Source organism: Bacillus sp. PSXD-155, from assembly GCF_049310765.1.
GTDB lineage: Bacteria > Bacillota > Bacilli > Bacillales > Bacillaceae_G > Bacillus_A > Bacillus_A cereus.
Genome location: NZ_JBMOWC010000012.1, coordinates 1 through 22146 on the forward strand (window position 1 = coordinate 1; position 22146 = coordinate 22146).

A 22146-nucleotide genomic window follows, 5' to 3' on the forward strand; every position below is an offset into this window, starting at 1 on the left:
TGCAAATATATTATTTGGGTCAATACCAAGTCTTTCTGATAATTGATATAACAATATACTAGATGGATAAATCATACCTTTTTCTATTTTGCTAATTTGACTTTGCGAACATATTCCATGACATAATTCGGATTGTGATATATTTTTTTTAATTCTAAGCTCTTTAATGGTAATACCCAAATCGTAAAATTCCATTTTCCCACCTACTATTTAGTACTATATTAGTATAAGAGTATTCTCTAACTTTTAATGTAATGTAAAATTAATATAGTTGCAATTATTGTTTGTTTCAAAGGTCTTTCTCTATCCGTATTGACACAAAAACAGGCTAGGAAGAAGACTTTCTCCCTAACCTGGCCCCACCGAACAAACTTACAAATCCAATAAGAAGACATGAATATAGAGTGCGTAACTTCTCATCTCATCTACGTTTCCTTTTAACTGCAATTAAAAACGCAATAAATAATACATTCACACCAACGATTAAGGAGATAAATAACCAATTCACACCTGTTTCTCCGTTAACTTTATACACGTTTGATTCTTCACGCTTTAAAACGAGATAAAATTCCCCATTTTCCTCTCTTATAATTTCATCCTCTAACAATCCTCTTAACTCTTGTTTTTCACCAATCGTACTTGCAGGTAAGGAGACTTTTTGTGTTTCTTTCGTATTATTAATTGCTACTAAAGTTACTTCATTTTTATATTTTCGTTTTAGTATGCTCATCCCGCTCTTATCATACAGTAGCTCAAACGTACCGCGTCGTAAAGACGGTCTAGCCTGTCTAAGTTCACCTAGTTTTGTTATGTGCTGCATAAATTTTTCGTCTGACTTAAAATCCATTAATCGTCTATTATCAGGTACACTTCCTCCATCTAATGCAATTTCAGTTCCGTAATAAAAATTCGGAATTCCAGGTGATGTTAACAAATATGTAAGCGCCAGTTTTAAACGTGATGGCGGATAATACATATTTTCTTTTGCAATACGCGCATATCTTTTTGTTTCTTGATCATCTAAAAACGTAACAAATTCCCCTTCTTTTTTACTCACATCGTATAACGATTTCACCGATACATCCGCTTTGGAAAACGATTCTACTATTTTTTCGTTGTATTCACTATCCTCCTTTGTCATAATACGAAAATCTTTCTTTATCACTTGCATATCTTTTTGCGCGTTATCCCAAAAGGAACGCGGCTTTTTTTCACTATGTATAACATAACTTCCATCTAAATCAACTTCTTTTATCCACCATTTCATTGCATCAATTACCTGTTGTTCGTTTTCTCCAAGCGGAAATTGAAATACAACTTTCATTCCTTTTGCATGAGCTTCTCTTACAAGTTCTTTCACATCATTGTCTGCCCCGAAATGTTCATTTACCTTTTTAAAATTTCGCACGTCTACTCCATCGTACTTTCCACTTTCAAAAAGCGGCGAAAGCATAACGGTAGTAAAACCCATTTCTTTTATGTAATCCAACCTTTTTATAATTCCTCTTATATCCCCACCTTGATACCCTTCTAAATTACCAACTTCTAACTGTTTGTCATTTTTCGGTTCTCCATTATTGAAGCGATCAATCATAATGGAATAGATAACTTCGTCTCGCCACTCTCTTTTTTCGTCTGCAAAAGTATGTATTGGTACAAACAAAACAACAGCTAAGCAAAAACAAATTAATAGTTTCCTAGTCCGTATTTTTCCCACACGCATCCCCCAAGTTTTTTAATTGTAAGAATATTATACCAATTTTCTGAATGAAACGCATATGTCGATTTCAACCCTCACAAAATAATACATGTTAGGTTTTCTAACATCATGTATATATTTTTCTGAATTTTTAGTTGATTTTTAGTTCAATTTCGAATATGATATGAAACATAACAAAATGATGTTATTTTTTCTAACATTACAGGAGGGAAAATCATGAATATGGGAGATACGGTTTTTATGTTTGTGACGACAGTAATGGTCATGTTGATGACACCAGGATTGGCACTTTTTTATGGAGGTATGGTTCGCAGCAAAAATGTACTCAGTACAACGATGCATAGTTATAGCGCAATGGCTATCGTTTCGATTCAGTGGATTGTTATCGGCTATTCTTTATCATTCGGACCAGATTGGCACGGGATTATCGGTACACTTGATTGGTTCGGTCTAAACGGAGTTACCTACGCACCAAATCCAGACTACTCATCTACTATTCCTCACAATTTATTCATGATGTTTCAACTCATGTTCGCCATTTTAACTCCAGCTTTAATTTCAGGTGCATTCGCTGAAAGAATGCGATTTTCTGCCTTTCTTATTTTTATCCTTCTATGGACAACGATCGTTTACAATCCTGTCGCTCATTGGGTATGGGGCGTCGGCGGGTGGCTAAGGGAACTTGGGGCACTAGACTTCGCTGGCGGAAACGTCGTTCACATCACTTCCGGAGTTGCTGGTCTTGTATTAGCTATTTTCCTTGGAAAACGAAAAAACATAAATGGTTCTTCTCCTCACCATTTGCCATTTACAATGTTAGGCGCAGGCTTATTATGGTTTGGCTGGTTCGGTTTTAACGTCGGCAGCGCATTATCCTTAAACGACGTAGCTTTAACTGCATTTATTAATACAAATATAGCCGCTGCTGCCTCCGCTCTAACTTGGATGCTTTCTGAATGGTTCTTCCAATCAAAACCGACTGCGATGGGAGCTGCTTGCGGAGTTGTTTCTGGTCTAGTCGCTATTACACCAGCTTGCGGGTTCGTTACACCTTTCTCCGCTCTTCTTATCGGAGCAATTGGTGGTATATTATGCTTTGGCGCCGTTTTCTTCTTAAAAACAAAATTCGGGTATGACGATACACTTGATGCCTTTGGATGCCACGGCATCGGAGGAACTTGGGGCGGTATTGCAACAGGACTATTTGCAACCACTACCATAAACGGAGATGGTGCAAACGGATTATTTTACGGAAATGCCACTTTACTGTTTAAACAACTGGTAGCAATTGGAGCAACATATGCATTCACAATAATAATGACTTATGCCATTATTAAAGTTATTAACTTCTTCCTCCCTGTTCGGGTAGATGAGCACGAGGAACATATGGGACTTGATATTTCGATGCATGGTGAGAAAGCTTATGAACATGCAGAGCGAGCAAACTAAAAAAGAGATGCAATCTATTAGTAATAGATTGCATCTCTTTTTTGCGCACCGGGCAACATACCCCACCTAGTATAACTGGAAATATATTAACGGTTTTTTGGATATATCAATGATTTTTCAAATATATCGATTGTTTCTTTCAATATATCAACGTTTCGACACAAGATATCGATTTACCAACAAATTCCGACATAACGAAACTGAAGAATACCCGCGTGTAACTTTACACATAAAAAAGACGACCGTTTCATAACAGTCGTCTTTTCCTATTTATTTCGGAGCATTTCCTACATATTGCGTAATATCAACATTTAATGCCTGCGCTAAACGCATACCGTATTCTTGATCTGCACGGAAGAAGTTACAAACAGCTAATAATTTTGTGCGTTCATTTACGTCTTTTAGATCATTTGTTAAGTTTGCAATTAAGTTATCTTGCTCTTCTTTAGAGAATGAACGGTAACGCTCGCCTGCTTGTTTGAAGTCATTTGGTTTCTCGATTTTTTCACGAGATACATAGCCTTCTACTTTCATAGTTGAATCGCGGTAAGCTTTGTCTTCAACCGGATTCTCTGCATGACGGCTCGGTTCGTAGTTGATTGTAGATGGGTTTTGATTTACTTGCATCGCACCATCACGTTGTTGATTATGAACAGCTGCGTATGGGCAGTTTACAGGAATTTGTAAGTAATTTGCACCAAGACGATAACGCTGTGTATCTGGGTAAGAGAATAAACGACCTTGTAATAATTTATCTTCCGATGGCTCAATACCATTTACAGTTGCACTTGGAGAGAACGCTACTTGTTCTACTTCTGCAAAGAAATTTTTCGGATTACGATTTAACGTCATCGTCCCTACTTCCATTAATGGGAAGCGATCTTCTGGCCATACTTTCGTTGGATCTAATGGATCAAAGTCTAAAGAGTCCATTTCATCTAATTGCATAACTTGTACGTGTAAATCCCATTTCGGGTGATTTCCTTTTTCGATTGCGTCGAACAAGTCACGAGTTGCATGATTGAAGTCTTTCCCTTGTACTTCTTGCACTTCTTTCGCATTTAAGTTACGTACACCTTGCTGTGGTTTCCAGTGGTATTTAATATAAACAATTTTACCTTCTTCATTAATCCATTTAAATGAATGGACGCCGAAACCTTCCATTTCACGATAACTTGCTGGTGTACCGTAATCAGAAAATACCCATGTCATCATGTGTGTAGATTCTGGAGTTAACGTCATGAAATCCCAGTAACGATCTGGCGTTTGAATATTCGTATCAGGTGCTGGTTTTAAAGAATGTACCATATCAGGGAATTTAATTGCATCACGAATGAAGAAAACCGGTAAATGATTACCTACGATATCGTAGTTTCCTTCTTCTGTATAAAATTTAACAGCGAACCCACGTGGGTCACGTGCTGTTTCAGGAGAACCTTGACCATGAATAACCGTTGAAAAACGAACAAATACAGGCGTTTCAGTTCCTTCATTTTGTAAAAATGCCGCTTTCGTATATTGCTTCATACTATTTTTCGTTACGAATACACCGTGAGCACCTGCACCACGCGCATGCACAACACGCTCCGGAATACGTTCACGATCAAAGTGCGCAAGTTTTTCTACTAAATGATAGTCTTCTAATAATACTGGTCCACGACGACCAGCTGTACGAGAATTTTGGTTATCTCCAACTGGAGCACCTTGGTTTGTTGTTAAGCGATTATTTGGATTCATCTAGGGGGATCCTCCTCTTTCTTTCGTAGTAATTATTATTTATTTAAAATCATTATAAAATAATTATTATTCAAAACTAAACCTTTGTCAACTATTTCCTTCACTTTTTTTGAAACAATTTCAGCCAAACAGTCGATAAATGCAGATTGTGCATTCGGCATACTTGGTCTAAAATATTTGGCATTTAATTCATCAGTTACAACTTTACATTCATAATCGTTGTCATATAAAACTTCTAAATGCTCCGCTACAAAACCAACTGGGCAATATATGAAAGATTCGTACCCATGCTCTGCATATAAATCTTTCGTTAAATCTTGCACATCTGGACCAATCCATGGATCAGGAGTATTCCCAGCACTTTGCCAACCGATTGTATAGTTTTGAATATTTGCAGCTTCTGCAATTAAATCTGCCGTATGCTTTAGTTGTTCTACATATGGGTCTCCTGCTGCAATAATCTTTTCTGGCAAACTATGCGCTGAGAAAATTACGACTGCTTTCTCTTTATCATCAATTTCTGTAAACGTTTCTTTTATTTGGTCTGCCCAATACGAAATAAATTTCGGTTCATCATACCATTGTTCAATTGGTTCAATAACAGGACCACCGATTTCTTTTGAAAGACGAATAGCACGATCATTATACGCTTTAATGCTAAATGTAGAATAGTGCGGTGCTAATACGATACTAATCGCCTGCTCAATTCCATCTCGCTTCATTTCCTCTACAGCATCTTCTATAAATGGCGCAGTATGTTTTAAACCTAAGTAACAAGTAAATTCATACTCTGTAAATATGTTATTCATTGAATCTGTTAATTTATGCGCCTGCTCTTTCGTAATTTTTGCAAGCGGCGAAATTCCACCAATCGCTTTATAGCGCTCAATTAAATCTTCAAGCGCTTCTTCTGACGGCTTACGCCCGTGACGGATATGTGTATAATATGCCTCTACATCGTCTAATGATTCTAGTGTTCCATACGCCATTACGAGTAAACCTATTTTTTTCTTTGTCATCTATATAGCACCTCAATTTTATAAATGAGAATCCTTTTCAGAACGTTTGTTTCCAATTATAACAAGCAATAATAAGTACGTCAAAATAATAATTCTAATTAAGTATTATTTATAAGGTGATTTTGAATTTTATATGACAATTTCTTTAATAAAAAGCGACTTACATAATTGTAAGCCGCTTTTCCCTTATTCCTTAATATTTACCCCATATTCTTTAAACCAAACGTGAATTTGTGCTAAATGAGCTAAAAGCTGTGGCCCAGTCATCAATTGACCAAACCATGGTGTTTGAAATGCACTGCCACCAGACTGAATTAATCCGTTCAACTGCTCTTTATCAAACAATTCGTGTAAAATTGAACCTTTATCCGTTAATAGATTTTGAAGCCATACTGTTACTGCTTTTGTATAGTGTGGATTGTGCGTTTTCGGATAAGGACTCTTCTTTCTATATAAGATGTCATGTGGAAGTACATCTTCTAACGCTTTACGTAATAGACCTTTTTCGCGGTTTTTATACATTTTCATTTCCCAAGGAATATTCCACGCATATTCGACAAGGCGATGATCTGCAAATGGAACACGTACTTCTAAACTTGCCCCCATACTCATGCGGTCTTTTCTGTCTAATAATGTTGTCATAAACCATACCATATTTAAATAAAATAATTGGCGTCTTTTTGCTTCTAGCGGACTTTCTCCCTCTAAAATAGGAACTTCTTGAATCGACTCTTCATAGCGCCTTTGTACATATTGTTGTAAATTTAATTTATTTCTCCATTCTTTCTTTAGCAGTTGTTCACGTGCTTCTGTAGAGCGCATCCACGGAAAGGCACTCGATTGTAAATCATCTTCTCTATAAAACCACGGATATCCACCAAATATTTCATCTGCACATTCCCCAGATAAACCGACGACAAAATCTTGTTTAATTTCACGACAAAACCATAATAATGACGAATCGATATCTGCCATACCAGGCAAATCACGAACGAGTACTGCTTCAGTTAAATACTCTGCTAATTTTTCATTCGAAATGACGCAGCGATGATGGGTTGTTTGAAATGTCTCAGTCATTAAATTAATAAACGGAGCATCTGAATTTGGCTGGAACGCATTCGCTTTAAAGTATTTGTCATTATCTTCGTAATCAATAGAATACGTGTGTAATTGCCCTTTTCCTGATCTCTCGTATTCTTTCGCTGCGATAGCTGTAATAGCGCTCGAATCTACACCACCTGATAAAAAAGTACATAGTGGTACATCAGAAACAAGCTGTCTTGTAATGGCATCTTGTAATAAAAAGCGCGTTTTCTCTACTGTTTCTTCAAAAGAGTCTTCATGTTTTTTACTTTCTACATTCCAATATCTCCATATACATAAACCGTTCTTTGAAAATGTCATCGCATGACCTGGACGTAATTCTTTTATACCAGCATAAATACCATGGCCAGGCGTTCTTGACGGTCCGAGGCCGAATATTTCGGATAACCCTTCTAACGTTACTTCCGCCTTCACATCTGGATGAGCCAGTATCGCTTTTAACTCTGAACCAAATAGTAATCGCCCACTATCATATTTATAAAATAGCGGTTTTACACCTAGTCGATCTCGCGCAATAAATACTTGTTCTTTCTGTTCATCCCATACAGCAAACGCATATATACCGTTTAAATGATCGACACATTCTTCTTTCCATTCAATATAAGAAGCTAATAATACTTCTGTATCAGAATGACCTTTGAACGTATATCCTCTTCTTAATAATTCCTTTCGAATGTCTTCTGTGTTATAAAGTTCACCGTTATAGCAAATGGCGTAATTCGTTTCATCTTTTAAACAAGTCATCGGTTGTTTCCCGCCCTCAGGGTCCACAACGATTAAACGTTTATGCCCAAATGCGACATTGCCTTTAATCCAAACTTTATTATCATCCGGCCCACGTTTGGCTAACGTCTCAGCCATCTTCGTAACGACATCTCTTTCTCCTTCTAATGAGCGTTTATAATCCACCCATCCTGTAATCCCGCACATATAAATCATCCTTCCATCTTATTTCTTTTCTTGAACGTGCAGTAATCCCCACCCTAAGAGTGCGGATCAAAAAATGGAAAACTTGACGATAACCTACTATCCACATATGGAATAGCATTCTCACTCAGTAAAACGTGTTTTATTGTATGCCCACCTATGTCTAGATGTGTCTAGTTATAAAGAATGCACGAACTGTCTATAACAGGAATAACTACTTTTTATAAAGGAGAAATCATGTATGATACAACGTAACCATATTTTATATAACCAGCCCCGCGCTCATACAGTCGGTAATGTAGAATATATAAACAATGAATGGGTATTCTTTGATGATGAAAATGATGAAGCATTTTTATTAGAAGATATTGCCGAAGATGGTTTTGAGATTTTATATAACAACAACTGGCTACCAGCTCGTTTCTATGAACAAGATATATTACAAATCGCCAACGAACAGCACCACCTGCAAAACGGGGAAATGATACGTATTCGAAAAAAATTACTTCTTAGCTATAATGAATGGCTCGAGGAATTACCTGACTCTGTGTTCACATTATTAACCGAATCATTGCAATCACTTCACTACTCTTTATATGATTGCATGTATTGTCATAATTATTTATCTTTCTTACCGAAAGAGGAGTCACGCGAAGGAGTAAATATTCTTTTGTTTGATAACGAAGAGATGATCTGTACACTACAGCATCATTTCGTCCGTCACACTACATCCAATAAAAACATGTTCCGTTTTACGAAAGTAAATGGAGAAGAGTTACATATCGATGCGACATAAAAAGTAAAAACCACCTTAGCTCCCAAGTCTTTGAGATTATAAGGTGGTTTTATTTTCTTTATTAGAATACTTGCCAACCAATCGGTAATTTCAGTCCAAGGTAAAATACTGCTACTAATGCAACAATAAATAGCCCCCAAACTGCCCCTGTTGCTTTGTTCTTGCTCATTTTCACAAGAACCATTTCCATTCCACCGATAACTAAAATACCAGCTATCATTTTTAAACCATACCACATGTGCATGTTACTTGTTGCAGTCTTCATAATCCCCATGTACAACATGAAACCTGTCACAATAATGATAATGTACATAAGACGAAGCCCCATATGTACACCTTTACCTTTTCTTCCTGCTGAATAAAGTGAATACGCAACGAAGAATAAAATTAAACCTAACGCCCATGCTGTAATATGCATATGTACCATCGTATCCCTTACCTCCTCTTTTCACACTTTTTCACTCTATATGATAACATGTTCATTTATTTTCAGGAAATGTTTCGCTTTTTTACATTTAAATGCTATAATATTTAGAGTATTTACAAACTTCTTGTAATAACAAAAGGGGGAACAATCATGATTCAAACTAAGGATATTATCGAACTTACAGACACATATGGAGCAAATAACTATCACCCACTTCCAATCGTTATTTCTAAAGCAGAAGGTGTTTGGGTAGAAGATCCTGAAGGAAACCGCTATATGGACTTATTAAGTGCATATTCTGCAGTAAACCAAGGTCATCGTCACCCGAAAATTATTAACGCTTTAATTGACCAAGCTAATCGTGTTACGTTAACTTCTCGTGCTTTCCATAGCGACCAATTAGGTCCTTGGTACGAAAAAGTTGCGAAACTAACTAATAAAGAAATGGTACTTCCAATGAATACAGGTGCTGAAGCTGTTGAAACTGCAATTAAAACAGTTCGTCGCTGGGCTTATGATGTGAAGAAAGTAGAAGCAAACCGTGCTGAAATCATCGTTTGTGAAGATAACTTCCACGGACGTACAATGGGTTCTGTTTCTATGTCTTCAAATGAAGAGTACAAGCGTGGATTCGGTCCAATGCTTCCTGGCATCGTTGTAATTCCTTACGGTGATTTAGAAGCATTAAAAGCCGCAATTACACCAAACACAGCAGCATTCATTTTAGAGCCAATTCAAGGTGAAGCAGGAATTAACATCCCACCAGCTGGTTACTTAAAAGAAGCTCTTGAAGTATGTAAAAAAGAAAACGTTTTATTCGTAGCAGATGAAATCCAAACAGGCTTAGGCCGTACTGGTAAAGTATTCGCTTGTGACTGGGACGATGTAACTCCTGACATGTACATACTTGGTAAAGCCCTTGGTGGCGGTGTGTTCCCGATCTCTTGTGTTGCAGCAAACCGCGACATTTTAGGTGTATTTGAGCCAGGTTCTCATGGTTCTACATTCGGCGGTAACCCACTTGCATGTGCTGTTTCTATCGCAGCTCTTGAAGTTTTAGAAGAAGAAAAATTAACAGAGCGTTCTCTTCAATTAGGAGAAAAATTAGTTGGGCAATTAAAAGAAATTGATAACCCAATGATCACTGAAGTTCGCGGTAAAGGTTTATTCATCGGTATCGAATTAAACGAGCCAGCTCGTCCTTACTGTGAACAACTAAAAGCAGCTGGTCTACTATGTAAAGAAACACACGAAAACGTAATTCGTATCGCACCACCTCTAGTAATCTCTGAAGAAGATTTAGAGTGGGCATTCCAAAAAATTAAAGCTGTATTATCGTAATAATAGAGAGGTTGTCCAACATGTTGGGACAACCTCTTTCTTTTTATATTCAATTATATTAAGATAAAATTGTAATTTTCTGTATTTTAAATTCATAAAGGAGGTGCGATATGCTACTAAGATATGGTAAACATATTAACTATTTAGCTACAGCGTTTATTTTAGTTACATTCTTTAGTTTCCTACTTTCCACAACATGGCTTCATTACTCAACTCCTACTACACTCACACTACTGAAAGCATCATTTTGGACTGCTGTTATTCTTACTATTATTGGATTTGGACGAGAAAAAAGCGCACTTGCGGTTATATTATTTGGCATTTGTACACTTGCATTAATTGGTCTTTACACTTTTGCCGTTATCGATTATCTCTATAATCCGAGACCATAGAAAAGAGCTATCTTTATACAAGATAGCTCTTTTCTCATTTCACTACATTTCGCAAAGTACCAATTCTTTCCACTGTAATGACCACTTCATCACCAGCATGTAAAAACTTCGGTGGTGTAAAACCTTTTCCGACACCAGCCGGCGTTCCTGTTGCGATAATATCGCCTGGTTCTAAAGTCATTCCTTTGCTTATCGTTGAAATAATTTCTTCTATTGAAAAAATCATTTTATTTGTGTTGGAAGTTTGCCTTACTTCTCCATTTACTACCGTTTCAATGTGTAATGCATTCGGCGTTTCAACCACCGATTTATGAATTAAATACGGTCCCATCGGACAAAATGTATCGAAGCTTTTCCCAAGGAAAAACTGTTTATGTTTTCTTTGAATGTCTCGAGCTGTTACATCATTTATAATCGTATAACCAAAAACATGCTCAAGCGCTTTTTCTTTTTTAATTTGCTTCCCTCGCTTACCAATAATGATAGCTAGTTCTCCTTCGTAATCTAGTTCGTCCGTTGCGTGAGGGTGACCATTAATTTGCTCATTTATGCCAATAACTGTTGTTGGTGCTTTCGTAAAGATCATTATATTTTCTGGAATAGACTCTACTCCGCCCATTTCTACCGCATGCTCACGATAGTTTTTTCCAACGCACAAAATATTCTTTCTTGGCCTTGGAATCGGCGCTAATATTCTCACCTCTGTTAACGGATAATACGCCGCTTCCCCGTTCTCTTTTGCCCAATTTACAATTTCACATACTTTCTCAAAACATTCAGTCCCTCTTTCAATACACTCTAACATTGTAATAGGGATTGTAACCTTTTCCCCTTTTTGTCTTTGCGCTTCTCTTAAGTGTAATACCTTTTCTTCTTCTTCATCCACAATACCTACAAATACCTTTTCTTCTTTCTTCGCCGTTACAAAACGCAATATTTCCACTCTCCATCCTAAAACTCATGCCCTTTAATTGTATTCGCATCCGCAAGAAAAAAACCTTCTCATGCACGCTAATTTTTACAATATTCTTCTCGCATCTTATTCGTTACTTATTCATTATTTAGCATAAAATGTAGAAATTTTACTTTTTTTAGCGAAGGCATTTCTTTTTTATGATTTTTTTGTATAATATGTACTACATATATACTAAAAATTTCATTTAGAGATGGAGCCGATTTCAATGTTTGAGCAAGCTATTGAAAAAAAACGTGAAAAAATGATCTATTTTGCTGAACGCTATGGAATGACTTCTCAAAGAACAGTGGATTGTAGCCAAGAACTGGACAGGCTCTTAAATGTAATTTGTCATGTACATACGGATTTACACCCTACTCAAACGTTCAACACACACACGCAATAACGCGTGTGTTTCTTTTATTTCAAAAAAACACACATTTTATTGGAAACGCCCATACAATAGTAGAAAAGAAAATTTTAAAAACGAAGGGTGTTTTGTATGCCAGCTATGGTCGGACATATTCGTATCGTCAATATTGGATCAAGTGGTATTTTTCATATTGGAGATGTATTTGCGATTAGGCCTATTAGTTACTCACGTGCTTTCGCCGGGGCCGGTTCTTTCAACGTTGGAGATAATGTTTCTGTCTACAATTATCAAAGTGCAACGACTGTCAACGATTCAGATGTAATCGATCAAGCGATAATTGGCTCAACTTAAAGGAGGCAATTGAATTGAATTTTTATGTAAACCAAAGTATCATCATCAACAGTATTAAAATTGATAGCATTACAACCTCTTCTGTATTCCAAATCGGTACTGCCGGAAGTATTAAAGCACTATCTAAATTTTCAAATACGGGCGGATTTACGGAGCCACTTCGCCCATTACAGGCAAAAGGACAAATTATTTCTATCAAACCATCAACTAGTTCTTCTTAAGACATCCTTGTCATAAATATATAGCAGGAATATTTTTACCCTCCCTATTGAAAAGGAGGTTTCACAAATGAATCAAGATATATATACTTACTTACACCAACTTCAACAAGCTCTTCAAACACAACAAGCAGCCATCCTGAATTTAGAAGATCAAGTGCGCCAACTCCAAGAAGAGCTTAACGAATTAAAAAATCGCCCCTCCTCTTCTGTAGGAAAAGTGGAATACAAATTCGATCAATTAAAAGTCGAAAATTTAAATGGTACTTTAAATATTGGTTTAAACCCATTTTCAGCAAAAGGACAACAAATTGAAGATTTTCAAGTGGATACAGAAACATTGAAGGTAAATCCTGAAACCGAAACAAATCCAGACTTTTATCAAGGTATCCTCCAAGAAATGCATCGATACTTAGATGAAGAAGCATATAATCGTATTCTCCATTTTGAACAAGAAGAGAGAACACCGCTTGATGAAATGTATCGACAAATGATGGTGGATGACATAAAAAAACAGATGGAGCATCGACTCCCTTATTATTTATCACAAGTTCAATCACATGAAGGTATTTCAACAGATCCAGATTATTTACGAGATATCATTATTCAGGCAATGAAACAAGATATTGACAAAGCCTTTCTCTCCTTTATTCAGCACATACCGGGAAATTTCCGAAAGGAGTAAGTATGTATGAACCTTAACGTTGTAAACCGTGAGTTAAAAGTCGGGCAGATTAAAATGAACGGTGTATCGTCGTCTGCACTCTTTTTAATTGGAGATGCAAATCTCCTCATTCTATCTTCTATTCTCGATACACCATTTGAAACAGTTACAGAGGGTCCATTTGTACCATTAGTAACAGATGTCCCTCCTACTCCAGGTTAAGGAGACTGAAAAATTATGTTGCATCATGTGTCTATTGTCCAAAATGTTTCTATTGTTTCGTTAGGGATTGCTGCCGTATTTCAAGTTGGAGATGCAAACCAAATGGAATTAAAAAGTAGAGCCATTGCCGTCCACCGTGAAATTCCTTGTTATATACGGGGAGAAGGTCGCTTTGATGCTTTTGAAATCTTTACAGATGAACACATTACAATTCCAAAACGAACGACAGATGTAAAATTAAACATTGTAAATGAATGCCCTTTTATTGAAGTTAATAACGTTGAATTACGGACACTTTTAAATTCTGGTTGCTTTCAAATTGGAAATGTTGATTATGTTTTTAATAACTCTCGTATTATGCAAATCCGCCAATATATTACGGATGAACCTTCCGCACAATAATTCATATAGTAATTAAAAAGCTTAGTAAAGTAGGTGGATGGTATGCCTTCGGTTGTAGGAAATCTCGTCGTTCAAAACAGTAACGGCTCTTTCAACTTAGGAGATTTTTATAACGTGTCTCCGAAAGAAAACACGAAAGCCTATAATGGATCTGGAGCTTCCAATGTTGGGTTTGTTGTGAATACTTTTAGCGGTGTTAGTGCAACAAATACGTTTGATTCTGATGTGGCAGATCAAGATCAGATTGGAACAGCGTAAAAAAAGTAGGAGATATTCTCCTACTTTTTTCTTTTATCTAATTCAAAATTATTAAAATGAAATTTTAATAAGCAAGAGCTTTACTGTCCACAAATAGTAGTATAAACAAGTAAGTAGTGAAGAGACACTATTTCGTTTTATTTAAATGATAACCCGCTCTCCTCCAAAGCCTTTCTAAGCTTCGGCAAAGACGCAGGTCCCATACCATGCAATTTTAAAATTTCTTTTTCACTATATTTTGAGAGTTCTTCTACAGTTTGAATTCCATGGTGTTCTAATGCCCTTCTTGCTGGTGCTGAAAGAAGAGAGAGAAAACCTTCTTTTGGTTTTCTCTCTTTCTCACAGGTTGGGCAAGTTGGACAATCGCTACTTTTATAATACTCGTGTCCCTGTTCACAAGTTCTTAACGTTTTTTCCGTTACCATTTTCAAGCCCCTCTATTCTTCAATATTTACAACGTGATTCCCATCAAAGAAATATAAACATTTCTCTTTCACAGGATGTTGTAAGCTTTTTTCGAGTGCTTTTGCATATAACGAAAGTTGCACTTTATATCGATCTTCTAAAATTGGTTTTGCTTGTTCGAATCCGCCTGGGAATTTCCCTTCAATCGTATCTGTTTTGAAGTCGATTAACGTAATGCCATCTTCCTCTTCAATCATGCAGTCGATAACCCCTTGAACAAGAATCGTTTCTTCACTCTTCCCTTGCCAATCTTGATATGCTTCTTCTGCTGCAAGCATCATCGTAAATGGTACTTCACGCTCTACACTTTTTGCCGCTAATACCCTTTTACCTAAGTCACTGTCAAAGAATGAAATTACTTTTTCAATTGCTATTTCTTCCGCCTGCTCGAATGTTAATAATTCCTTATTTACCATTCCCGCGATTTGTTCTTGTAGCGTTTCGGCCGTAATCGGTTTCTTCAAATCTACATGCTGCATAACGGCATGGACTGCTGTTCCACGCTCTGCGTACGTTAACCCTTTTTTCTCCATAAAGCGCGGACGTGTTTTAATTGGTGCACGTAGTTTTTTAATAAAGGCGTTATCGCTACCTTCTTCAGATTGATAATTTCTCTTTATTTCTGTAACAGATTGCTTCGCACGATGAGATGTCGCATCCTCATATCCGTACTTCCACATTAATCTGTCGTACACTTCTTCTTTCCGTTCACTTTGCAGGGGAACAGCCTTTTTCTCACGAAGCGCTTCTAACAATTCTTGTTTCTCTTCTTGAACTGGCTCTGGTGCAAGTAGCGTGTTACCGTCCACAACTTCTACTTTCCAGCTAGTGTCATACCCGTAAATTTCATCTGGAATACTTCCTTGTCCTAATTCAAGAAGCATTTCACTATCACGGTGTCTATATAATGAAGGTGCAATCCAGTCTAAATAACAAGACGCTCCAGCACGTATGTGATCTGGTAATAACCATTCACTATGTTCCCTCGCATCAAGCCATTTTTCCATTTCCTTATTTGCATCCTTAACTGTGCCGATTAAAATTAACTTCTCTTTCGCACGCGTCAATGCTACGTATAGTACGCGCATTTCTTCCGCAATTAATTCCATTTTCATTTTACGCTTAATCGCAAGCTGTGATAATGTTGTATATTTAATTCGTTTACGCGGATCGATAAATTGCGAACCGAAACCGAAATCTTTATGCAATAAGAAACGTTTCATTAAGTCTTGTGTATTAAAACGACGACCGAGTCCAGCTACAAATACAACTGGGAACTCTAACCCTTTACTTTTATGAATCGTCATAATGCGAACAACGTCTTCTTGTTCACCGAGAGCCCTCGCCGTACCCATATCATCACCGCGTTCTAAAATACGTTCAATAAAACGTAAGAAGCGGAATAATCCTCTAAATGATGTTGCTTCATATTGTCTTGCACGGTCATATAGTACGCGTAAGTTTGCTTGTCTTTGCTTTCCTGCTGGTAAACCGCCAACGAAGTCGTAATAACCTGTCTCACCGTACACTTTCCAAATTAAATCAGAAAGGGATTGTTGACGGGCAAATTCACGCCATCCTTGCAGTAAATTATAAAACCACTCTAATTTATCATGAAGTTCTTGCTCTTCTTCAAGCGGTGCTCCTTTTAAGAACGAGCTCATTACTTCATAAAATGACCCTTTCTTCCCATGAGCACGAAGCGTCGCAAGGTCTTCATCATTTAGTCCCACAATCGGTGAACGAAGTACAGCTGCAAGCGGAATATCTTGCATCGGATTATCAATAACGCGGAATACGTTCATCATAATATTTACTTCTGTCGCTTCAAAATAACCCGTCGCAAGGTCAGCATATACTGGAATTCCTTGCAATTTTAACTCTTCCATAATTTGCGGCGCCCACGGCATCGAGCGGAGTAAAATAACGAAATCACGGTATTGTACAGGGCGCATACTATCCGTTTTACGATCATACACTTCATAACCTGAATCAACCATCGCTTTAATACGCTGCGCCATAAGACGAGCTTCTAGCTGTGCTTTTTCGACTTCTGCACCTTCTTCACCGTCTATTACTTCTTCTTCCGTTTGCTGAATACATAATAGCTCTGCCGCTACATCTTCACCTTCTGGATAGCTAGCACCTAGCTTTAATTCAGCGTCAGCATCGTAATCGATTTCCCCAACTTCTTCGCCCATAATTTGTTTGAAGATGAAGTTCGTTCCTGCTAGCACTTCATGACGACTACGGAAATTTTTCGCTAAGTCAATCTTCATTCCGCCGCCCGATCCTTCTTGCGTAAAGCGTTTATACTTTCCTAGGAATAAGCCTGGTTCGGCTAGTCGGAAACGATAAATTGACTGCTTTACGTCGCCAACCATGAACAAGTTTCCTTCACTCTCAGAATCTTTCGTTACAAATTTAATAATGGATTCCTGTACAAAGTTCGTATCTTGATATTCATCGACTAACACTTCAGCAAATTTATTACGATATTGAAGCGCTACTGCTGAAGGATTCATTTCACCATTTTCACTTTGTTCACTTAAAATTTGTAAACAGAAATGCTCTAAATCTGTGAAATCGACCATTCCTTTATCTCGCTTCATCGCTTGGAAACGCTCTGTAAATACTTTTACAAGTTGAACAAGCTTTTCTAATACTGGGTGCATATCTTGAAAATCTCGTAAGAAACTTTCAGGTTTGCGGCTAAATAACTCTTCTTGTAATTTCTTCACTTCATCTTTCGCTTTATTACGAAGAGAGTCTACTTGTTTTACAACATCTTCATTGTAATCACTTTTCTTAATACGCTTTAACGTTTGCCACGATACGTTTTGCATCGCTTCATACAAACTTGTCCACGACTCACGAGCAGCTGATGATAGCGTTCCAAGTAATGCTACATCTGCTTGCAGGGTTTCAATGCGAGGCGCTGGACCGTCAGGAAGCATCGCGAGTTCAGTTGCCTTACGAATATGCTGTTCCGCTGTTTCAAGCTGGAATTTCACATCTTCTAATAAATAAGAAGCATATACTAAATCTTCAATTGTCTTTCCTTCTACGTCATATGCTTCTACTAATTTATCAAGCCATTTTTCCGGATTTGGATGCGCTCTTGACTCTGTATGAAGCGCTAAAATCATACGTTGTAAGTCATCATCACTACGGTCACTCGTATAACGATCAACAAGTTCAAAGAAAATTGTATTATCTTCGATTCCGTACTCTTCTTCTAATATGTCATCTAGCACTTCTTCTTTTAACAATTCATTTTCTGTTTGGTTCGCAATACGGAAACGAGGATCAACATCAAGCATGTAGTAATATCCTCTAATTACTTGTAAACAGAATGAGTGAATTGTTGAAATGGAAGCTTTATTTAATAGGCTCAGCTGCTTTCTTACGTGTTGAGAGCCTGGTTCATCAATTAATACTTTTTCTAACGCTTCCCCGATTCGGTTTTTCATCTCTTGCGCTGCTGCATTCGTAAATGTTACAACGAGCAGGCGGTCGACATCGACTGGATTCTCTTCATTAATAATCTTTTTAATAATACGTTCAACTAATACTGCTGTTTTACCTGATCCAGCTGCAGCCGCAACTAAAATATCACGCCCGCTCGCTACAACAGCTTTCCACTGGTCATCTGTCCATTGACTACCTTCTGGTTTTTTAGGCCAATTTTCTATCATTCTCCGCCAACCTCCTCTCTTATTTTCTCCATCGCTTCGCTATCTTTCATATCTTTTAACGATCGGAACTGATTATCTTCAAGTGACTCATCAAATTGACAAACAGACTTGAAGTTACAGAACGTACATGCTGCTTTATTTCCCATTTTATAAGGAGCAATATCGATAACACCTTCTGTAATATCTTTTCCGATATTTTCAAACGTATGGTGTACATATTTTTGCAGTACGTTAAACTCTTGCTCACTTGCAATACTTGAACGCGCACTAAAGCTACCGTCTTTTTTCAGGCCAGCAGAAATAATATCTGAGCTCCCTGTTGAAAGTTTGTTATCCATTAAACGAACAACGTCAGCATCTCCTAATACGAGTCCTTTCATTTTAAATTTCTTTAAAATTTCTTTTTCAATTTCAGCTTCAGATGCGTCACCTTTCATCTCAACGATTGGGTTATGAATATGGAAATACAATACACCAGCTGGTGATGCTGCGTGGCCTTTTTTCATCCACGTCTGTGCATTCGAAGTAACGACATCTAAATACGTTAACATTTGAAGTGCTAATCCGTAATACACTTCCGTTAAATCTAACGCTTTTGAACTTGATTTATAATCAATAATACGTAAGAACGTCCCGTTTTCATCTTCTGCCTTATCAACACGGTCAATACGGCCGACCACTTCCATCTTCACACCATTTGGTAATGAGAATTCCATCGGCGGAAGTGATCCTGTACCACCCATACCGAACGGCACTTCTAAATCAACTGGTACGAATCCGCTTGACTTCGCATGTTCACGAAGAATGATTGAAGTACGGAAAATGATTTGTTGTAGTTTTTGTTTTAAATAGAAATGACGGTTTGAACTTAATAAAATTTGTCGTTGTAATAACGGTGCGATTTCTTCTATTACTAAAACAGAAAGATGCTCACACTCTTTTATGGATAAATCCGCCCAAGTACGGTTTTCACGCAATAACTTGTCCGCAATTTTCTTTAATGCCGCATGGAATAATTCGCCGATGTCTGGCGCATCAAGCTTGAAAATATCACGCTCTCTAAGCGATAAACCGTGCTGCGCAAAATGAGCGTATGCACAACGATTAAATAGTTCCATACGAGAGACGCTTCCTTTAATTATATCTCCGTATAAATCTCTACTTACTGCTGTACTTAGTTTCTTCGCACGATTTCGATAGAATAAACTTGATAAGACGCGGCTACTTTTTTGTTTCCATTCATCTGAAGTTACGTAGAAATTATATACGTCCCACCAAAAGTCTAAATTTCCTTCAAATCCGTATCGCTTCCACGTTTGTAGTTGCTGCATAACGTAAGATAACGTTACTTCTGGCGTTGCTACATATGAAATTTGTTCTGAACGTGATAAATCATTTACATCATTCGTAATAAATGAATCTTTCACATTAGGGAACATTCTTTTTATTTTCTTAATAAAGCTAGACGCAAGTAACGTCTTTCCTTCTTCATCTGCAAGCGGGCATGAAATGTATAACTTCTCAGATGCTCTCGTTACCATTTGATACATAACGAACTGTTCTTCTAACAAAGTTTGTCTCGTCGTTGGCGCTAATTCAATCCCTGCCGCACCAAGAACTTCTCTTTCCTCATCAGAAAGCATACCTTCATCCATAGGTGCTGCTGGAATGACACCCTCATTTACACCTATAATAAACGTTGCTTTCACGTCAGATAACCTGGAGTGATCAATATTAGCAATTAACACTTGGTCTAATGACGGCGGAATGTTAGCAAATTGAAGTGCCTCAAGACCTGTCGACATAACGTCAGTAAACATAGAAAGAGACATTTTCTCTTCCCCAAGCATCTCTACAAATGTATCAAGAAGGCTCATTACTTCTTCCCATACTTGTTCATGATCTGTCGCAAATAAGAAATCTCCACTTTCTTCTGCACGTATACGTAATTCTTCTAGTTTCTTCGGAACATCCAGTTCTTCTAAAAACAAGTAAACTGCTTCACACATTTGCATAACTGTTCCTGCACGCTTTAACCTTTTTTGCATGCGAATAACAGGTATTCTTACAACGTCACGTAGTCTATTTATTTTCTCTTCCATTTCACGTTCACTGTCTGTAATCATCCCGTTCGTATCATCAAGAGAACGATAACGACGATACATCCATGGATCCTCTGAAGTCCATCTCTTTCCTTGTACACCGTACGCTAAACAGTAATTTTCAAATTCATCCATTTCTTCACGCATCGTTTCTTTTCTTACGTCTAATGGATATAAAAGCTCTGTTTTCACGCAGCGGAACACCGCATCATAACGCCAATTCCCACTAATAATCTCGAGTGCAGAACGAATACATTCTACCAATGGGTGGTGTGACATCGGGCGCTTTTCATCGATGAAGTGCGGGATATTGTAATCTGTAAATAACGTTCGCATCACATCGTAATAACTTTCCCCATTACGAAGAAGCACTGCAATATCTCGGTAACGATATTTTTCGTCCGCAACAAGTTTACGAATTTCACGAGCAACACCTTCTACCTCCGCTCGTAAATTCGCAGCTGTACTAATCGTTACACTCGCTTCACCGTTAAATTTTTCATTCGGACGCGCTTCATAATGAGCTTCTAAATGCGCTAATGCTGGAGAATGAAAACGCGGCTGTTCCATAAGTGGAATTGTTTTTTCAATTTCTATTTTCTCTTCACGCGCTACTTGTTTTATTTTTTCATACGTTAACGTCGTTTCATAAAATAAATCGAGTTCATTTACTGGCTGTGCTAACGTTTTTTCATCTATCGTTAACGTGATCGTAACTTTCGCTCCGCAAATCATAAGCTGTCTTACAATCTCTAACTCTTGCGGGGAGAATGAATGAAATCCATCTATATAAATTTCCGCACCATTTACATATTCAGACTGCGGAAGCTTTTCCACTAGCAATTGCAGGTAGTCTTCTGAATCTAAGTATTTTCCAATTAAAGCACGTTCAAAATCATCGTATAGTAACTGTAAATCATACACTTTATTCGCTAGTAACTTTTGTTCGGCACTGCTACTATGCGCATCTAATTGTTGCCACATTTCATATACGTTAGATGGCGTTACATTGTAACGTTTAAACTCCGCGATCATACTGCCAAGATGTTCAAAGAAACCATTTTGCTCCGCTGCTTTTTGGAACACCGATAATCCATCTTTACGAGACTCTACAATTTTACGGAGTAACATATGTACACCAGCTTCATCAATATGAAGACGACTCGCTCCGCCAACTTCTTGCAGCACCTTCCACGCTAATCGTGAAAAACTAAAAACTTGTGCCCGAATAGAACCTCTTACATCCTCACTTCCAATTAACGCCTGCTGCGTCTGGAATGTCATCTGTTCTGGCACAAGATATAATATTGTTTTCCCTCTCGGGCGCTGTTTTAACTCTTCTTGCACTTCACGTAAACAAAGTGTACTTTTTCCACTTCCCGCTCTACCAATCACAAATCGAAGTGACATGTAACCCCACCTTTCACTTACATAACGAACGTTAGTTTGCTACTATAATTGTATTATAGTACACGAAAAAAGACAAACTGAGTTGTTTGTCTTTTCTATACTTCTACTTCATTATA

Annotated in this window: 21 protein-coding genes; 11 read left to right on the forward strand and 10 right to left on the reverse strand. The window is 37.5% G+C overall.

Going from position 1 to position 22146, the window contains the following annotated elements:
* Both ACO6VI_RS15110 and ACO6VI_RS15115 read right to left on the reverse strand, forming a co-directional pair.
* A partial coding sequence (locus ACO6VI_RS15110) for a helix-turn-helix domain-containing protein (protein ID WP_422423581.1) occupies nucleotides 1-195 on the reverse strand: 195 nt, incomplete at its 3' end.
* 226 nt (nucleotides 196-421) lie between these two features.
* Entirely contained in the window at nucleotides 422-1723 is a 1302-nt protein-coding gene (locus ACO6VI_RS15115) for an alpha-amylase family glycosyl hydrolase (protein WP_049800791.1), read from the reverse strand.
* A 213-nt stretch (nucleotides 1724-1936) separates the two neighbouring features.
* On the opposite strand from ACO6VI_RS15115, the gene ACO6VI_RS15120 reads away from it, so the two are divergent.
* A complete protein-coding gene (locus tag ACO6VI_RS15120; protein ID WP_063546782.1) occupies nucleotides 1937-3169 on the forward strand; it encodes an ammonium transporter in 1233 nt (410 codons plus the stop codon).
* A 270-nt stretch (nucleotides 3170-3439) separates the two neighbouring features.
* Here ACO6VI_RS15120 and katB read toward each other — a convergent pair whose 3' ends face one another.
* The 3 genes from katB to asnB all read right to left on the reverse strand — a co-directional run bounded on the left by katB (nucleotide 3440) and on the right by asnB (nucleotide 7959).
* Nucleotides 3440-4906 (reverse strand): catalase KatB, encoded by a 1467-nt coding sequence (gene katB, locus ACO6VI_RS15125; protein WP_001069184.1) that lies wholly within the window; start codon nucleotides 4904-4906, stop codon nucleotides 3440-3442.
* A 35-nt stretch (nucleotides 4907-4941) separates the two neighbouring features.
* Nucleotides 4942-5925: a ferrochelatase gene (gene hemH, locus ACO6VI_RS15130; RefSeq protein WP_063546780.1), complete on the reverse strand. Its 984-nt coding sequence runs from the start codon at nucleotides 5923-5925 to the stop codon at nucleotides 4942-4944.
* A gap of 186 nt (nucleotides 5926-6111) precedes the next feature.
* Nucleotides 6112-7959: an asparagine synthase (glutamine-hydrolyzing) gene (gene asnB / locus ACO6VI_RS15135; RefSeq protein WP_000333991.1), complete on the reverse strand. Its 1848-nt coding sequence runs from the start codon at nucleotides 7957-7959 to the stop codon at nucleotides 6112-6114.
* A 238-nt stretch (nucleotides 7960-8197) separates the two neighbouring features.
* Between asnB and ACO6VI_RS15140 the strand changes: the two genes are divergently transcribed.
* Complete coding sequence (locus ACO6VI_RS15140) at nucleotides 8198-8752, forward strand: DUF2777 domain-containing protein (protein ID WP_000616066.1); 555 nt, start codon at nucleotides 8198-8200, stop codon at nucleotides 8750-8752.
* Between the two features lie 61 nt (nucleotides 8753-8813).
* Here ACO6VI_RS15140 and ACO6VI_RS15145 read toward each other — a convergent pair whose 3' ends face one another.
* Nucleotides 8814-9179, reverse strand: a complete 366-nt coding sequence (locus tag ACO6VI_RS15145) for a YisL family protein (RefSeq protein WP_000233490.1) — start codon at nucleotides 9177-9179, stop codon at nucleotides 8814-8816.
* A gap of 150 nt (nucleotides 9180-9329) precedes the next feature.
* Here ACO6VI_RS15145 and rocD point away from each other — a divergent pair, with 150 nt between their 5' ends.
* The gene (gene rocD, locus ACO6VI_RS15150) at nucleotides 9330-10520 is read left to right on the forward strand and encodes an ornithine aminotransferase (RefSeq protein WP_000616660.1); all 1191 of its coding nucleotides are present in this window, start codon (nucleotides 9330-9332) and stop codon (nucleotides 10518-10520) included.
* 110 nt (nucleotides 10521-10630) lie between these two features.
* Entirely contained in the window at nucleotides 10631-10912 is a 282-nt protein-coding gene (locus ACO6VI_RS15155) for a hypothetical protein (protein WP_000926859.1), read from the forward strand.
* A gap of 34 nt (nucleotides 10913-10946) precedes the next feature.
* Here ACO6VI_RS15155 and ACO6VI_RS15160 read toward each other — a convergent pair whose 3' ends face one another.
* On the reverse strand, nucleotides 10947-11846 hold the full coding sequence (locus tag ACO6VI_RS15160) for a fumarylacetoacetate hydrolase family protein (RefSeq protein ID WP_063546778.1): 900 nt from the start codon (nucleotides 11844-11846) through the stop codon (nucleotides 10947-10949).
* A gap of 247 nt (nucleotides 11847-12093) precedes the next feature.
* Between ACO6VI_RS15160 and ACO6VI_RS15165 the strand changes: the two genes are divergently transcribed.
* The 7 genes from ACO6VI_RS15165 to gerPF all read left to right on the forward strand — a co-directional run bounded on the left by ACO6VI_RS15165 (nucleotide 12094) and on the right by gerPF (nucleotide 14355).
* Nucleotides 12094-12273 (forward strand): aspartyl-phosphate phosphatase Spo0E family protein, encoded by a 180-nt coding sequence (locus tag ACO6VI_RS15165; RefSeq protein ID WP_000462857.1) that lies wholly within the window; start codon nucleotides 12094-12096, stop codon nucleotides 12271-12273.
* A 96-nt stretch (nucleotides 12274-12369) separates the two neighbouring features.
* A complete protein-coding gene (gene gerPA / locus ACO6VI_RS15170; protein ID WP_001111187.1) occupies nucleotides 12370-12591 on the forward strand; it encodes a spore germination protein GerPA in 222 nt (73 codons plus the stop codon).
* A gap of 14 nt (nucleotides 12592-12605) precedes the next feature.
* On the forward strand, nucleotides 12606-12812 hold the full coding sequence (gene gerPB, locus ACO6VI_RS15175; protein ID WP_001012508.1) for a spore germination protein GerPB: 207 nt from the start codon (nucleotides 12606-12608) through the stop codon (nucleotides 12810-12812).
* A gap of 67 nt (nucleotides 12813-12879) precedes the next feature.
* Nucleotides 12880-13494, forward strand: a complete 615-nt coding sequence (gerPC, locus tag ACO6VI_RS15180; RefSeq protein WP_063546776.1) for a spore germination protein GerPC — start codon at nucleotides 12880-12882, stop codon at nucleotides 13492-13494.
* 6 nt (nucleotides 13495-13500) lie between these two features.
* Nucleotides 13501-13695: a spore germination protein GerPD gene (gene gerPD / locus ACO6VI_RS15185; protein WP_001052807.1), complete on the forward strand. Its 195-nt coding sequence runs from the start codon at nucleotides 13501-13503 to the stop codon at nucleotides 13693-13695.
* A 15-nt stretch (nucleotides 13696-13710) separates the two neighbouring features.
* Nucleotides 13711-14097: a spore germination protein GerPE gene (locus ACO6VI_RS15190; protein ID WP_063546774.1), complete on the forward strand. Its 387-nt coding sequence runs from the start codon at nucleotides 13711-13713 to the stop codon at nucleotides 14095-14097.
* 42 nt (nucleotides 14098-14139) lie between these two features.
* Nucleotides 14140-14355, forward strand: coding sequence for a spore germination protein GerPF (gerPF, locus tag ACO6VI_RS15195; protein ID WP_001141570.1), 216 nt, complete (start codon nucleotides 14140-14142; stop codon nucleotides 14353-14355).
* Nucleotides 14356-14492: 137 nt separating this feature from the next.
* Here gerPF and ACO6VI_RS15200 read toward each other — a convergent pair whose 3' ends face one another.
* From ACO6VI_RS15200 to addB, 3 genes are read right to left on the reverse strand one after another with little or no spacing between them, the layout of a single operon-like run.
* The gene (locus ACO6VI_RS15200; protein WP_000255723.1) at nucleotides 14493-14780 is read right to left on the reverse strand and encodes an RNA polymerase alpha subunit C-terminal domain-containing protein; all 288 of its coding nucleotides are present in this window, start codon (nucleotides 14778-14780) and stop codon (nucleotides 14493-14495) included.
* 12 nt (nucleotides 14781-14792) lie between these two features.
* Nucleotides 14793-18518 (reverse strand): helicase-exonuclease AddAB subunit AddA, encoded by a 3726-nt coding sequence (gene addA, locus ACO6VI_RS15205; protein WP_063546772.1) that lies wholly within the window; start codon nucleotides 18516-18518, stop codon nucleotides 14793-14795.
* On the reverse strand, nucleotides 18515-22030 hold the full coding sequence (addB, locus tag ACO6VI_RS15210) for a helicase-exonuclease AddAB subunit AddB (RefSeq protein ID WP_063546770.1): 3516 nt from the start codon (nucleotides 22028-22030) through the stop codon (nucleotides 18515-18517). The genes addA and addB overlap by 4 nt, the downstream gene beginning before the upstream one ends.
* Nucleotides 22031-22146 lie beyond the last annotated feature (116 nt).